This is a genomic window from Enterobacter sp. RHBSTW-00318 (genome assembly GCF_014101375.1).
GTDB lineage: Bacteria > Pseudomonadota > Gammaproteobacteria > Enterobacterales > Enterobacteriaceae > Enterobacter > Enterobacter ludwigii.
Window position 1 is genome coordinate 3699050 of record NZ_JABXQH010000001.1, and the last position, 14442, is coordinate 3713491.

Below are 14442 nucleotides of genomic sequence, written 5' to 3' on the forward strand. Positions count from 1 at the left end.
AGGTGAGAGTACTTCATAATGAGCAAGCTAAAGCAATTAGCTCTTCAGAGATATCTGGGCTGATTCTGGTTGTTATGAGCTGCAACATCTGACGTCCTCAGGTTAAGGTTTACTAAGATAAGTTTGTTTTCTTCGAAAGCTCTTGATGTTTCATGACATTGGCTAGATCGTGAACATATTGAAAGTTCGAGATAGTCACGGTAAACCTCACTTAAAGCAATTACAGTAACTAAGGTTACTACTACGTGGAGCAATTTTGATATAGTTGGAGAGAATAAAGAAGAGTTCTGTTGTTCCAGGCTCTTGGTCTCGTTGAAGCACAAAAGGATAGGGTGTGAACAAAATAAAAGCTGACTCAGATTTTCTTGTTAGTCATAAAACTAAAACATTGATTGGTATGACTTTGTTCGTACTTAAGGCAAGCCCTAATGTTCCGTTTACCGCCAGGCAATTGGCAATCAAAGTTTGCGAAAGCTTTCCTGAATACGCAGAAAAGAAACTTGCTTCATCAGAACATCTTTCGAGTGTTGAAGACCTAATCTCCCAGGTAGCGGCAGAGATAGGCGCCCAAAGACCTTCGCTGGTTAAGAGAAATGCTCATATTAATGTGACGGCAGGAAAACCTAGAAAGTATCTTTGGTCAGATGATGAGGCAAAGGGCATACAATTAAATAAAGATATCTTTGTCACGGATGATGCTGACGTTTCTGATCCCCATGGCGAATTTTATTCTGAGCATGAATTATATCCTCTTCTAAGCGAGTATACTTCGAGTTCATTAAACGTGCTTGTTCGTCGTGTAGATGAAAAGAAATCCAAAAAGGGAGCCTTCAAGAGTAATAAGTGGGTACATCCAGATGTTATAGGGGTCCAGGATATTGGTCATAATTGGTCGTCCTTGACTAAGGATGCGGTTTCAATTCTTGGTGGTAAACGTGCTTTTCTTTGGTCTTTTGAAGTAAAAAAATCTTTAGTTATTTCGAACGTTAGAGAGGCATACTTTCAGACCGTTTCTAACTCATCATGGTCTCACTATGGCTATCTTGTAGCTGCAAGCATTGAGAATAACTGTATTGATGAGTTAACTGTTCTGAATGCGGCACATGGTATTGGCGTTATCCTCCTCGATGTACATAATCCGTCTGAAAGTCAGATTCTTCTTCAAGCAAAAGAAAAAATAAGTTTAGATTGGCATGACCTGCCCCCACGATTAGATACAACACTCAGTTAGTAACGTCGGAATCTTCATTCTCAGAATGACCCTTTCTCCAGCCCGCTGCAAATTCAGACGGTGTCTGATAATTCAGCGTGGAGTGCGGGCGGCATTCGTTATAATCCTGCCGCCAGTCATTAATAATTTTCCTGGCATGAACGATATCGCTGAACCAGTGCTCATTCAAACATTCATCGCGAAATCGTCCGTTAAAGCTCTCAATATATCCGTTCTGCGTTGGCTTGCCCGGCTGGATTAAGCGCAACTCAACACCATGCTCAAAGGCCCATTGATCCAGTGCACGGCAAGTGAACTCCGGCCCCTGGTCAGTTCTTATCGTCGCCGGATAGCCTCGAAACAGTGCAATGCTGTCCAGAATACGCGTGACCTGAACGCCTGAAATCCCAAAGGCAACAGTGACCGTCAGGCATTCCTTTGTGAAATCATCGACGCAGGTAAGACACTTGATCCTGCGACCGGTGGAAAGTGCGTCCATGACGAAATCCATCGACCAGGTCAGATTGGGCGCCGCCGGACGGAGCAGCGGCAGACGTTCTGTTGCCAGCCCTTTACGACGTCTTCTGCGTTTTACGCCCAGGCCACTGAGGTGATAAAGCCGGTACACGCGCTTATGATTAACATGAAGCCCTTCACGGCGCAGCAACTGCCAAATACGACGGTAGCCAAAACGCCTGCGCTCCAGTGCCAGCTCAGTGATGCGCCCTGATAAATGCGCATCAGCAGCCGGACGGTGAGCCTCATAGCGGCAGGTCGACAGGGATAAACCTGTAAGCCTGCAGGCACGACGTTGCGACAGACCGGTCGCATCACACATCAACATCACGGCTTCCCGCTTCTGGTCTGTCGTCAGTACTTTCGCCCAAGAGCCACCTGAAGCGCCTCTTTATCCAGCATGGCTTCGGCAAGCAGCTTCTTGAGTCTGGCGTTCTCTTCCTCAAGCGACTTCAGGCGCTTAACTTCAGGCACCTCCATACTGCCATACTTCTTACGCCAGGTGTAAAACGTGGCATCGGAAATGGCATGCTTGCGGCAGAGTTCACGGGCGGGTACCCCAGCTTCGGCTTCGCGGAGAATACTGATGATCTGTTCGTCGGAAAAACGCTTCTTCATGGGGATGTCCTCATGTGGCTTATGAAGACATTACTAACATCGGGGTGTACTAATCAACGGGGAGCAGGTCAGGCAAACTATTAATCGTCTTATTGAATTGAATCCAGACTTTAAAGAATATATTGATTTGATAAACCAATTCTCGTTAAATAAAAAACTTAAAATAAACGAATGGGGTATTGAATATGAATAGGTTTTTTCTCTTAATCAATTGTAAACGTTAACTAATAAAGGTCTTAGGAGATAGTTATGGCTTATGATTTGACTAATACTCTGGTCATTGGTATTAGTTCAACAGCACTTTTCAATATGCAGGAATCAGATAATCTTTTTAAGGAATTCTGTTCCAGCAATCCAGAAAAAGCAATTGAGCAATACAGAGACTACATGCTTTTGCATGAGAATGATGAGTTGCTTCCTGGAACTGGATTTCCCTTGGTAGAGGCTTTGCTGGGGCTAAATAAGTATAAAAAAGAAGCTGATAAATCTCCTCTTGTTGAAGGTAATGACTCCAACTTATTGATAGTGTTTTATGTTCAGATAATGCCCGATGACTTTGTCATGCAGCTCCACCGATTTTGAGAACGACAGCGACTTCCGTCCCAGCCGTGCCAGGTGCTGCCTCAGATTCAGGTTATGCCGCTCAATTCGCTGCGTATATCGCTTGCTGATTACGTGCAGCTTTCCCTTCAGGCGGGATTCATACAGCGGCCAGCCATCCGTCATCCATATCACCACGTCAAAGGGTGACAGCAGGCTCATAAGACGCCCCAGCGTCGCCATAGTGCGTTCACCGAATACGTGCGCAACAACCGTCTTCCGGAGCCTGTCATACGCGTAAAACAGCCAGCGCTGGCGCGATTTAGCCCCGACGTAGCCCCACTGTTCGTCCATTTCCGCGCAGACGATGACGTCACTGCCCGGCTGTATGCGCGAGGTTACCGACTGCGGCCTGAGTTTTTTAAATGGCGGAAAATCGTGTTGAGGCCAACGCCCATAATGCGGGCGGTTGCCCGGCATCCAACGCCATTCATGGCCATATCAATGATTTTCTGGTGCGTACCGGGTTGAGAAGCGGTGTAAGTGAACTGCAGTTGCCATGTTTTACGGCAGTGAGAGCAGAGATAGCGCTGGTGTCCGGCAGTGCTTTTGCCGTTACGCACCACCCCGTCAGTAGCTGAACAGGAGGGACAGCTGATAGAAACAGAAGCCACTGGAGCACCTCAAAAACACCATCATACACTAAATCAGTAAGTTGGCAGCATCACCCTTGTTGAAGTAGTGGTTATGTCAAGAAATAGTCCTGATACAGGACTTATGATACTGAACAATATAAGAAAAAAAGGAGTAGATATAACAAGTGACCTGCTCCCCGTTGATTAGTACACCCCGATGTTAGTAATGTCTTCATAAGCCACATGAGGACATCCCCATGAAGAAGCGTTTTTCCGACGAACAGATCATCAGTATTCTCCGCGAAGCCGAAGCTGGGGTACCCGCCCGTGAACTCTGCCGCAAGCATGCCATTTCCGATGCCACGTTTTACACCTGGCGTAAGAAGTATGGCGGTATGGAGGTGCCTGAAGTTAAGCGCCTGAAGTCGCTTGAGGAAGAGAACACCAGACTCAAGAAGCTGCTTGCCGAAGCCATGCTGGATAAAGAGGCGCTTCAGGTGGCTCTTGGGCGAAAGTACTGACGACAGACCAGAAGCGGGAAGCCGTGATGTTGATGTGTGATGCGACCGGTCTGTCGCAACGTCGTGCCTGCAGGCTTACAGGTTTATCCCTGTCGACCTGCCGCTATGAGGCTCACCGTCCGGCTGCTGATGCGCATTTATCAGGGCGCATCACTGAGCTGGCACTGGAGCGCAGGCGTTTTGGCTACCGTCGTATTTGGCAGTTGCTGCGCCGTGAAGGGCTTCATGTTAATCATAAGCGCGTGTACCGGCTTTATCACCTCAGTGGCCTGGGCGTAAAACGCAGAAGACGTCGTAAAGGGCTGGCAACAGAACGTCTGCCGCTGCTCCGTCCGGCGGCGCCCAATCTGACCTGGTCGATGGATTTCGTCATGGACGCACTTTCCACCGGTCGCAGGATCAAGTGTCTTACCTGCGTCGATGATTTCACAAAGGAATGCCTGACGGTCACTGTTGCCTTTGGGATTTCAGGCGTTCAGGTCACGCGTATTCTGGACAGCATTGCACTGTTTCGAGGCTATCCGGCGACGATAAGAACTGACCAGGGGCCGGAGTTCACTTGCCGTGCACTGGATCAATGGGCCTTTGAGCATGGTGTTGAGTTGCGCTTAATCCAGCCGGGCAAGCCAACGCAGAACGGATTTATTGAGAGCTTTAACGGACGATTTCGCGATGAATGTTTGAATGAGCACTGGTTCAGCGATATCGTTCATGCCAGGAAAATTATTAATGACTGGCGGCAGGATTATAACGAATGCCGCCCGCACTCCACGCTGAATTATCAGACACCGTCTGAATTTGCAGCGGGCTGGAGAAAGGGTCATTCTGAGAATGAAGATTCCGGCGTTACTAACTGAGTGTTGTATCTAATCGTGGGGGCAGGTCACAAGGTCAGTATTCACAGGTGGTGAAACGGTGGTTGACTATCTCGAGGCTTTCAATGTGGATCTCTTTCTTACAACCAGTATTGATGATGCACAGCGCGTTATCGACTCTAATGCCTGTGCAGTTGCTATTTTAAAGGAACCGCCAAAAGAATCTATAAAATATCCGCAAGATCAGGTAAGAATTGCCTTTGATGGTGATGCTGTCTTATTCGATGAGTCGAGTGAGATTGTCTATAAAACGAAAGGAATTAACAGTTTCCATGCACAAGAAAATGCCAAGCAAAATGAACCTTTGGCGGAAGGTCCTTATGCAATGCTGCTAAAAAAAATAGCGAGATTACAAGACCGATTACCTGCAAGAGTTGATTATTCACCGATAAGAATTGCTCTTGTTACAGCAAGAAATAGCCCATCCGAGCTACGAGTTATAAAAACATTAAGAGCTTGGGGGATAAATGTTGATGAGGCATTCTTTCTGGGTGGGGTCGAGAAAACAAAAATACTTAAAGCTTTCAATCCTCATATATTTTTTGATGATCAAGATGTCCACCTTGAGCCAGCATCAGTATATGTCCCTTCAGGCCGAGTACCTTATGCTTCTCGCTCACCATTATATCAGCAAATATTGTCAATCAAGCCAGCTTAATTTATGTCAATGTCATTGCCCCGATGAGTCGGGGCGGAACTATCATCATGGTCACGAATTTTTCTCAGATGACAGTTATCTGCCGAAGATAGTCTTGCAATAAAATCTATCGTTTAAATAAACTATGGGCTTCGGTATTTTTTTTGATGTAAAAATAAAAAGATAATATCATAAATGTTAAACCTCAAAATAGCCGAGCAGCAAACGCCAAAACAACAATACTGACATTACCATTAACTGTCGCGATGGTTCTGAGTCGGTCGTCTTTAAGTGTTTTACCATCAAAAGTTGCGATGGTGCGGAGTCGATCGTCTTTCAAGGTCTTCCCATCAAATGTTGCGATGGTGCGGAGTCGGTCGTCTTTCAGGGTTTTACCGTCAAAGGTAGCGATGGTGCGGAGTCGGTCGTCTTTCAGGGCTTTACCATCAAACGTCGCGATGGTCCTCAGTCGATCATCTTTCAAGGTCTTGCCATCAAAGGTCGCGATAGTCCTGAGTCGATCGTCTTTTATAGTTACGCTCATAAGTATTCTCCTGTGATACATCTATTCAGTACTTTACCATCCAAAATCAAGCAGTGGTTTCTGTGAGTTCTGGACGCTAATTGTTTGAATGTGCGTTAAAAATTCATCCAGTTAGCATTAACATTAACCAGCGCTTCATCGATCATACAGGTCTGACGCAGTTTAAAAGATACAATCTTACCTATAAATTGCGGTGGCGCATTGTTCTTTTATCTGGCTACTAGAGGTGTCCACCAACCCCTTTAAATTTTTCGATAAACGCCCCAATTTTCTGGAATACAGTCTGCTTTTTCGTTTTGTACTGAGGATTCAACGGACTGAGCTTTGGTAGCGTCTCGTTTAACTCCGTCCCATTTTCGGTAGCATATTCCCGTTTTAGTGATGTGCGGATATAGCGCCTTGCAGCCTCTTCATTGAGGTTTTCTTCCTTAATCAACGCCTCTGCTTCCCGTTGCTGTTCACGCTGAGCATAGGTAAAGAATGCATCAATGATACTGGCCTTGTCCGGCATGTCATCAAGGTTAGTTTGCTGAATAAAGTCAACAATCAGACCTTCTTTGGCACGGTTGCCCAGACTTGAGCGGATTAAGCGTCTGACCTCTTCAGTCAGGGCTTCTTTACCTTTTTTCTGACGATTGTGGTCGAAAATCAGACCAAGGATGTAGTCCAGGTTAATTTCCTGCGACTTCAGCAGGTCAATTTCAAACACCACGTCATCCCAGTCTGTGGTTGATTTATCCCTGTCGTTTGCTGCTTTTTCGCGTCGCTGCCAGTCCCGGATATCATTGTATGCTGAGCGATAGTCCTGAACTTTACGTTCTGCCGGGAGACGAATGGTTTGTAATTCAGCAAATTTTTCATCATCCACATAGTGCTCTGCTTTAAAGGTTTCTACCGCTTCCGGGTCACTAATATCAACCTTCTGCAGGGCTTTCAGCGTGGCAAATTCATCATAGTTTTGAAGGATGTTTTCTGCCCGCAGATATTCACCAAACAGTTTGACGAAGGCTTTTTTCTCTTTTTCACTGTCGATACTGGCAGGGTCAGGGAAGCGCTGCTCCAGCTCCGAAACAACAGCCATAAAACCTCGTTTAGCCTCACCGGTTGCCGCATCGGTAAAGCCCTGCATGTACTCTTCGTAGCTTTTTTCCAGCACCACATTCTTGGTGTTTTTGTCGCCAAAAAGTGTGATGGCATCAATGGTCGGACGCTCCAGGTCCCTGAACGTCACGATATTGCCGAAGGTTTTGGTGGCATCATAGATACGGTTTGTGCGGGAAAATGCCTGCATCAGGCCGTGATAACGGAGGTTTTTGTCAACGAAAAGAGTGTTAAGCGTCGGGGCATCAAAGCCGGTTAAGAACATTCCCACCACGATGAGAAGGTCGATATCCTGATTTTTCACTCGTTGAGCTAAATCGCGGTAGTAGTTCTGGAAGCCGTTACTGTCGGTACTGAAATTGGTTTTAAAGTGGTTGTTATAGTCATCAATGGCTGAATCCAGGAATTCCTTCGCGCTGCTGTTCATTGCGCTGGTATCAAAGCTTTCGTCAGTAATATCACCAATGGCGCTTTGCTCTTCATTTGCAGCAAAGGAGAAGATGGTTGCAACCCGAAGGCGTTTATAGCTGCCAGATTTCTTCTCCGCTTCTTCCTGTAGCATTTTAAACGTCGTGTAATAAGCTTTTGCCGCTTCCACGCTGCTAACTGCTAACATGGCGTTAAAGCCCTTAGCTCCCGGGAAGGTTCGGTGTGTTTTCTGCCGGAAGTTATTGATAATGTATTGCGTTATTTCCTGGATACGCAGGGGGTGCAAAAATGCCTGTTGGTTTTCAGCCGCGCTGAGTTTTTTCTCATCAGTTTCCGTTTCAAGAGACTTAAACTGTGGGCGGACATCGTTATAGTCCACCTTAAACTTCAGCACTTTTTCATCACGAATCGCATCAGTAATTACGTAAGAATGTAATTCACGCCCGAAGACGCTGGCGGTGGTTTCTGCCCCCAGTGCATTTTCCGGGAAAATAGGCGTACCAGTAAAACCAAACTGATAGAAGCGTCTGAATTTCTTTTTGAGGTTTTTCTGGGCCTCACCAAACTGGCTGCGGTGACACTCATCAAAGATAAACACCACCTGCTGTTGATAGACGGGCAGGTCAGCTTCGGCTTTCATCAGGTTATTGAGTTTCTGAATGGTTGTGACGATGATTTTGTTATCGTCCTTATCCAGGTTTCTTCTGAGGCCTGCTGTATTATCCGAACCATTCACACTGTCCGGAGAGAAGCGCTGATACTCCTTCATGGTCTGGTAATCGAGGTCTTTCCTGTCGACCACGAAGAAGACTTTATCAATAAAGTCCAGCTCGGTTGCCAGTCGTGCGGCCTTAAAGCTGGTCAGGGTTTTACCTGACCCGGTGGTATGCCAGATAAACCCGCCGCTTTCGGGTTTTGACCAGTTCTTCATTTTAAATGAGCTGTTAATTTTCCAGAGGATTCGCTCAGTGGCAGCAATCTGATAGGGGCGCATGACGAGCAGCGTCTGGCTGCTGTCAAACACGCTGTAATTAAACAGAACATTCAGCAGGGTATGCTTCTGGAAGAAAGTGGCGGTAAAGTCCTTCAGGTCCTTAATCAGAGTGTTATCCGACTTCGCCCAGTTCATGGTGAAATCAAAGCTGTTTTTATCCCGCTTAGTGGTACTGGCAAAGTACCGGGTATCGGTTCCGTTAGATATCACAAACAGTTGCAGGTATTTAAACAGGGAGTTGTCGCTGTTAAAGCTTTCCTTGCTGTAACGGTGTATCTGGTTAAAGGCTTCACGAATAGCCACGCCGCGCTTTTTGAGTTCGATTTGCACCAGTGGCAGGCCGTTAACCAGAATGGTGACGTCATAACGGTTAGCGTGTGAGCCGGTCTGTTCAAACTGCTGAATGACCTGCACCTTATTGCGCAGCAGGTTCTTTTTATCTATCAGATAGATGTTTTCCAGACGACCATCATCAAACGTAAAATCACAGATATAGTCGATATGAATTTTACGGGTTTTGTCCAGGCTACTGTCACTGGGGCTGTCGAGATACTGCTCTGCGAAACGCCGCCATTCACTTTCGTTAAACACCACACCATTAAGACGCTGAAGCTGGTCCCGCACATTCGCCAGCATCGCTGTCGGTGACTTAACGGAGATAAACTCATAACCCTGATTAAGAAGGTCCTGAATCAGTTCCCGCTCAAGGTCCGATTCGCTCTGGTAGCTGTCACCGGTCTCCAGAACTTTGGTGTATTTATCAAGGACGATAAAGTTATTGGATTCAGCAATGGTGTGTGTCTGTTGTGTCATGGTGCATCCTGTGCGTCATCTGGCAAAGTCCGGAAGGGTATCAGAAGCATCTCCCGGTATTCCTAAAGCCTGATACCGGGCGGGTGAAAGCATACCCTAACGGTATCAATGCCTGTTAGTTGCTGGCGGTTTCTGGTTTCGGGAAACTGAACAGTAAATCACGGTAGTACTCGTATTGTTTCTGGCGCAACTCGATTTCACGCGGGAGACCTTCGGTGATGGAGTTAGTGAGGGTATCAAATTTATCGAGAATGGATACTATACGTTCCTGTACCGCCATAGAAGGGACAGGAATTAATATTTTAGATAAATTATCAGCATTTACACGCCGAACTTTTGCGCCAGTAATATACTGTCTTTTTTGATTTTGGAATTGTTCTGTTTGAAAATAATATGAGACATACTTAGGGTTCAAATTATGTTTATAAATACAGGCATCACTGCTTACTGCTATATCATCACTGCCTAACCATGCAACAGCTTTACATACATCCTCATCATTCTCACTGGTGGTTGCGATAATCAAATTTCCCTTTTGAGCCTTCTTGCATTTTTTTGCAAGTGCGGCTGAAATATGTGTTTTTGTTTTTTTTGTGTATGTTCCGTAATACGTATAGATTTGACCATAGTGTATGCATCCTACACCTGCATCCATAAAGTCTTTTTTCTGAAAAGTACCACCCCGGATAAACTCGCCAATATCCTTTTGCCCCATAGGTAAATGTGGAACATCTTCGTTATCAAAACTCAGCAACTGGTCTCGATAGTAGTTGTACTGTTTTTTACGCATGTTAAGCTCAGCGGTAAGCTCAGCGGTAAGTGCAGTAAATTTATCCAGAATCCGGACGATTTCAGACTGGATGGCAAGAGATTTTTCCGGATTGTTAGGGCAAGGGATGGGGATGCTCAGTTTTTTTACATCAGATGCATTCATATTTGGAACGCTACTACTCTTGCTGTTAATAGTTTGCGATGACAAATAGTGGAATAAATATCTTGGTAAAAGCCAACTATGCTTAGGAATTACAACTTTCAGCCTTATTATTGGTGTAAAGAATGCCTTTCTAAAATAAATGGTTCCTGTATTGGCACCAATGGAGGATATGGTTACAGCATCTTGACCAATCCTGTAGCTATCAGCATAACCATAGATTTCAGCGCCATTGCCATAAATGGGGTATTGGTAATCACTTGTCGGAGTATCTCCCTTGATATGTTTTTGTGGAGCCTCCCCTCCGGTGAATATATCACAAAGATTTCCCAGGTTGCTCCACTCAACCTCAACCCCATCCAGCAATTTTTCCAGATAACTCAACTCGCTCATTTCTGCACCTCGCAGCCTTCAATTTCAGCCACAATCGCATCAATATCTTTACGCAACTGGTCGATTTTGCTGACCGTAGTTTTCAGTTCTGCATTCAGCTCAGCAATATTGATTATTTCGCGGTTATCTTTCGCTTCCACATAGCTGCTCACTGACAGGTTATAGTTATTGGCAGCAACTGTTTCTTGAGGTACGGTTTTCGCCAAATGGTCAACGTCTGTTTTGCTGGCAAAGACCTGCATAATCTGTTCAATATGACCATCAGTCAGGATATTGTTATTGGTTTCTTTCTTAAACAACCCGCTGGCGTCAATAAACTGAACACTTGTGTCGGTTTTGTGCTTGGACAACACTAGTATGTTAACGGCAATGGTGGTGCCGAAGAACAGATTTGGTGCCAGAGAAATCACCGTTTCAACATAGTTGTTGTCGACCAGGTACTGGCGGATTTTCTGCTCTGCTCCGCCACGGTAGAAAATACCGGGGAAGCAAACTATTGCTGCACGCCCTTTAGCTGACAGGTAGTTTAGTGCATGTAGCACAAAGGCGAAGTCAGCTTTTGATTTGGGGGCCAGAACGCCAGCCGGGGCAAAACGCTCATCGTTAATCAGAGTCGGGTCATCGCTGCCAATCCACTTAACCGAGTACGGCGGGTTAGAGACGATCGCGTCAAACGGTTTTTCATCGCCAAAGTGAGGCTCAGTCAGAGTATTTCCCAGTCTGATATCAAATTTGTCGTAGTTGATGTTGTGCAGGAACATGTTCATACGCGCCAGGTTAAAGGTTGTATGATTTATCTCCTGACCATAAAAACCTTCTTCAATGATATGGTTATCAAAGTGCTTCTTCGCCTGAAGCAGCAGTGAGCCAGAACCTGCGGCAGGGTCATAGATTTTGTTGACGTGAGTCTGACCGTGCATCGCAAGCTGAGCAATCAGCTTAGAGACGTGCTGAGGTGTGAAGAACTCCCCTCCAGACTTACCGGCATTTGCCGCATAGTTAGAAATCAGGAACTCGTAGGCATCACCAAACAGGTCAATCTGGTGCTCGTTAAAATTCCCCAGGTTAAGCCCTTCAACGCCTTTCAGAACGGCGGCAAGACGGCTGTTTTTGTCTTTAACTGTGTTACCCAGTCGATTGCTGGTTGTATCGAAATCGGCGAACAGGCCTTTGATGTCGGCCTCCGACGGGTAGCCGTAGGCTGAGCTTTCAATAGCGACGAAGATACTGTTTAAATCAGCATTCAGCCTGTCGTTGGTGTTAGCTTTAGCGGCAACGTTGCAGAACAGCTGGCTCGGGTAGATGAAATAGCCTTTAGTCCTGATGGCATCGTCTTTGATGTCATCGGTAATGATGCTGTCATCAAGTGCTGCATAATGTATGCTCTCATCCCCTGCTTCCATGTAGCTGGAAAAATTCTCACTGATGAAGCGGTAGAAAAGTGCACCGAGTACATACTGTTTAAAATCCCATCCATCTACGGAGCCTCTGACATCATTGGCAATGGCCCAGATTTGACGGTGTAGCTCTGCACGCTGCTGAAGGCTTGTCATTTTGTATCCTGTTGTATGATTCTTAAGTACTGCTATTGGCCCGATTTTATCGCAATTTCATTCCGTTGGCAGGCTTTGCATGTCATGCGTTGTACTGAGTGTTCGTTTGCCCGGTTATGTAACCAACGCTCTTTCAGTCAGGCCAGTAGAAACGTTGTGCTGACAATAAATACTGAGGCCCCAACACTTTCGGGGCTTAAGATCAGTCAGTGAGAATTTCTTCATCCGTATCCATTGTGGATGGTGATGAATCTATTTTTGTTGTAAGAAACACCCGACTCAGTAGTCTTTGCTTCAGGGCGTTTCTTCGCTCATTGTAGAATTCCGGGAAGCGACTGAACTCAATATTTTCATCTGAAACTAACAGCATTGATGGCGAATAGTTGTTTGATGGCTGAGATAGCCATTGTTTCAGGGAAGTATCCTGTTTACTTATATTCTGAGAGTGATTCAGTAAATGAAGATTCGGTATGGTGTCCCAGTATTCCGGATTTTCATAAAAGCTGAGCTTCTCAGGTGAATTCGCAATATAATCTAGTTTTTCAAGATATTTCTTTGAAAAATGATTTCTTGGGTGAAGGTGATCAATATGAAACACCTCGGTTGGATTCATTTCAGGGAACAGAAGATGCAATAGTGCGCGGCAACGACCTTCGCCATATCTGATATTGAGAAGGCTTTCGATGTATTCGTCGTCAAATCTAAGGTCTTTATTCGAGCCTTTATATCTGTCAATAATCTTCTCAAGAGGGAAATGAATATCTGAAAGACTATTTTTCATTACATCTCTGATGCTCGTGAGTAGCGCATCGGCCTGGCTTCCAAAGATCCCTTTCAGAAGTACCATGTAAAACCACTGGCTAATTACTGAGCGTTCATTGTGGTTTTTATTCAGGAGGTTAATCGTTGTATATAATGGATGTCCACTGGTTTGCTTTTTGTAAAGCCAGTAGGCCACAGGAATGACTGCATTTTTAGATATCAAAGACTGTGGATTGATGCCGAATCGCCTGATAAGAATAAAGGTCTCCTTGATACAGGATTTTATTTCAGACCATTGTTGTTGTATCTTACCGACCTCCTCTGAAGTGAAGTTTTTTACTTTGAACCGGACGTCAGAGTCAATAAGCATCAGGCTGGTTTTTAAGAACCAGTCTCTTTCAATATAAAACCCCATTTCGTTGTTCTGATAAATATTTTTTGTCAGTTCATCCAGTTCTCTTCTGAAATCACCCTGCCAGTGCGCTACCGCTATTGACATCAGTAAGTCGGAGAACTCAAGTTTTGTCCCCCCGCTGTTCGTGCGTATGAAAACATCCAGCACATGGTCAATATCCTGACTGCTCTCATTGAAGTAGTGGATGATGTTCTCAGTTCTTATTTTTGTATAAAGTCTCAGCAGAGTTTTTCTGGAAAACTCACTGGAAATGAGATCTCTTTTTTCAAGTTCTGGTACGACAACGTTAAATAAAATATCATCAGGGGAATCATACTGCTCGTATTTGAATATTTCGTGCAGGCAGAACCAGTGATGTTTGTTGTCTGTAAGTGAATCAGTGTATTGCTTGTCGGTCAGGAACCTGAAGTTATACTTCATCATGAGCTCATCGTCTGAATTAAGTGGCGCTGTTAAATCGACGTAAAGCTTTCTTGGCGGCAGGATGCGATCATCCTGTGCCGAAGGCCACCACACCCGGGGCTGTTTATACGCATACGTTCCACACAATCCAATATATAATGATGTGAGACGTTGCTGACCATCAATCACCGCCTTGAAATCATGAAATCCAGCATTTGTTGCTACGCAGGGGTTTTCTTCATTAAATCGCTGACAGTATTCTTTCAGGAATTCATAGAATTTGTAATCATTTTTAATACTGGCACTACGGATATCCCACATCATGAAAGAGTTTATCGGATAGTCTCGCATGATGGAATCAAACAGCAAACATATTTGACTGCTGCTCCAGACGAACTTCCTCTGAATTGCAGGCAGAAGATAGTGGCGTAAATTAATCAAATCTATCGCTTGTTTTATCGTTATTGCTTTTTCATACTGGCCAGCCATCATAAACCTCATATGTTATATTAGCTGACCTATTTTAATTTAAAGCGTGTCGGTAGTACAGTCT

10 protein-coding genes and 2 pseudogenes are annotated in these 14442 nt (G+C 45.1%); 5 read left to right on the forward strand and 7 right to left on the reverse strand.

Annotation, left to right across the window (positions count from 1 at the left end):
• Positions 1-334 precede the first annotated feature (334 nt).
• A complete protein-coding gene (locus tag HV157_RS18300; RefSeq protein ID WP_182268804.1) occupies positions 335-1231 on the forward strand; it encodes an HrgA protein in 897 nt (298 codons plus the stop codon).
• Here the strand turns inward: HV157_RS18300 and HV157_RS18305 are convergent.
• A protein-coding gene (locus tag HV157_RS18305) for an IS3-like element ISSen4 family transposase (RefSeq protein ID WP_103015411.1) occupies positions 1224-2344 on the reverse strand; the annotation gives its coding sequence in 2 pieces (ribosomal slippage) (positions 1224-2086 and positions 2086-2344; 1122 coding nt in all). The genes HV157_RS18300 and HV157_RS18305 overlap by 8 nt on opposite strands.
• Positions 2345-2593: 249 nt before the next feature.
• On the opposite strand from HV157_RS18305, the pseudogene HV157_RS18310 reads away from it, so the two are divergent.
• A pseudogene (locus HV157_RS18310) lies at positions 2594-2845 on the forward strand (5'-nucleotidase); the annotation flags it as partial.
• A 15-nt stretch (positions 2846-2860) separates the two neighbouring features.
• Here HV157_RS18310 and HV157_RS18315 read toward each other — a convergent pair.
• Positions 2861-3558 (reverse strand): IS1-like element IS1B family transposase gene (locus HV157_RS18315; protein WP_095033700.1). Its coding sequence is split into 2 segments (ribosomal slippage): positions 2861-3309 and positions 3309-3558, totalling 699 coding nucleotides; the frame shifts between segments, so codons are not numbered across the junction.
• A gap of 49 nt (positions 3559-3607) precedes the next feature.
• On the opposite strand from HV157_RS18315, the gene HV157_RS18320 reads away from it, so the two are divergent.
• From HV157_RS18320 to HV157_RS18330, 3 genes and pseudogenes are all read left to right on the forward strand, one after another.
• Positions 3608-3727, forward strand: coding sequence for a 5'-nucleotidase (locus HV157_RS18320; RefSeq protein ID WP_275943653.1), 120 nt, complete (start codon positions 3608-3610; stop codon positions 3725-3727).
• 49 nt (positions 3728-3776) lie between these two features.
• Positions 3777-4897 (forward strand): IS3-like element ISSen4 family transposase gene (locus HV157_RS18325; protein WP_180245966.1). Its coding sequence is split into 2 segments (ribosomal slippage): positions 3777-4035 and positions 4035-4897, totalling 1122 coding nucleotides; the frame shifts between segments, so codons are not numbered across the junction.
• Positions 4898-4922: 25 nt separating this feature from the next.
• Positions 4923-5573, forward strand: a pseudogene (locus tag HV157_RS18330) (5'-nucleotidase); the annotation flags it as partial.
• 184 nt (positions 5574-5757) lie between these two features.
• Here the strand turns inward: HV157_RS18330 and HV157_RS18335 are convergent.
• The 5 genes from HV157_RS18335 to HV157_RS18355 all read right to left on the reverse strand — a co-directional run bounded on the left by HV157_RS18335 (position 5758) and on the right by HV157_RS18355 (position 14381).
• Positions 5758-6096 carry a 5-fold beta-flower protein gene (locus HV157_RS18335; RefSeq protein WP_000117288.1) on the reverse strand — a complete coding sequence of 113 codons (339 nt, stop codon included), beginning with the start codon at positions 6094-6096 and terminating at the stop codon, positions 5758-5760.
• Between the two features lie 220 nt (positions 6097-6316).
• Complete coding sequence (locus tag HV157_RS18340; protein WP_182268807.1) at positions 6317-9433, reverse strand: HsdR family type I site-specific deoxyribonuclease; 3117 nt, start codon at positions 9431-9433, stop codon at positions 6317-6319.
• A 115-nt stretch (positions 9434-9548) separates the two neighbouring features.
• Positions 9549-10757, reverse strand: a complete 1209-nt coding sequence (locus HV157_RS18345) for a restriction endonuclease subunit S (protein WP_001293047.1) — start codon at positions 10755-10757, stop codon at positions 9549-9551.
• Positions 10754-12310 (reverse strand): type I restriction-modification system subunit M, encoded by a 1557-nt coding sequence (locus tag HV157_RS18350; RefSeq protein ID WP_000202811.1) that lies wholly within the window; start codon positions 12308-12310, stop codon positions 10754-10756. The genes HV157_RS18345 and HV157_RS18350 overlap by 4 nt, the downstream gene beginning before the upstream one ends.
• Positions 12311-12512: 202 nt before the next feature.
• Positions 12513-14381 carry a DUF262 domain-containing protein gene (locus HV157_RS18355; RefSeq protein ID WP_230677153.1) on the reverse strand — a complete coding sequence of 623 codons (1869 nt, stop codon included), beginning with the start codon at positions 14379-14381 and terminating at the stop codon, positions 12513-12515.
• Between the last annotated feature and the right edge of the window lie 61 nt (positions 14382-14442).

Coding starts and splice junctions, on each gene's coding strand:
- HV157_RS18335 (WP_000117288.1), bottom strand. CDS start 6,096: ATGAGCGTAACTATAAAAGACGATCGACTCAGGACTATCGCGACCTTT.
- HV157_RS18340 (WP_182268807.1), bottom strand. CDS start 9,433: ATGACACAACAGACACACACCATTGCTGAATCCAATAACTTTATCGTC.
- HV157_RS18345 (WP_001293047.1), bottom strand. CDS start 10,757: ATGAGCGAGTTGAGTTATCTGGAAAAATTGCTGGATGGGGTTGAGGTT.
- HV157_RS18350 (WP_000202811.1), bottom strand. CDS start 12,310: ATGACAAGCCTTCAGCAGCGTGCAGAGCTACACCGTCAAATCTGGGCC.
- HV157_RS18355 (WP_230677153.1), bottom strand. CDS start 14,381: ATGATGGCTGGCCAGTATGAAAAAGCAATAACGATAAAACAAGCGATA.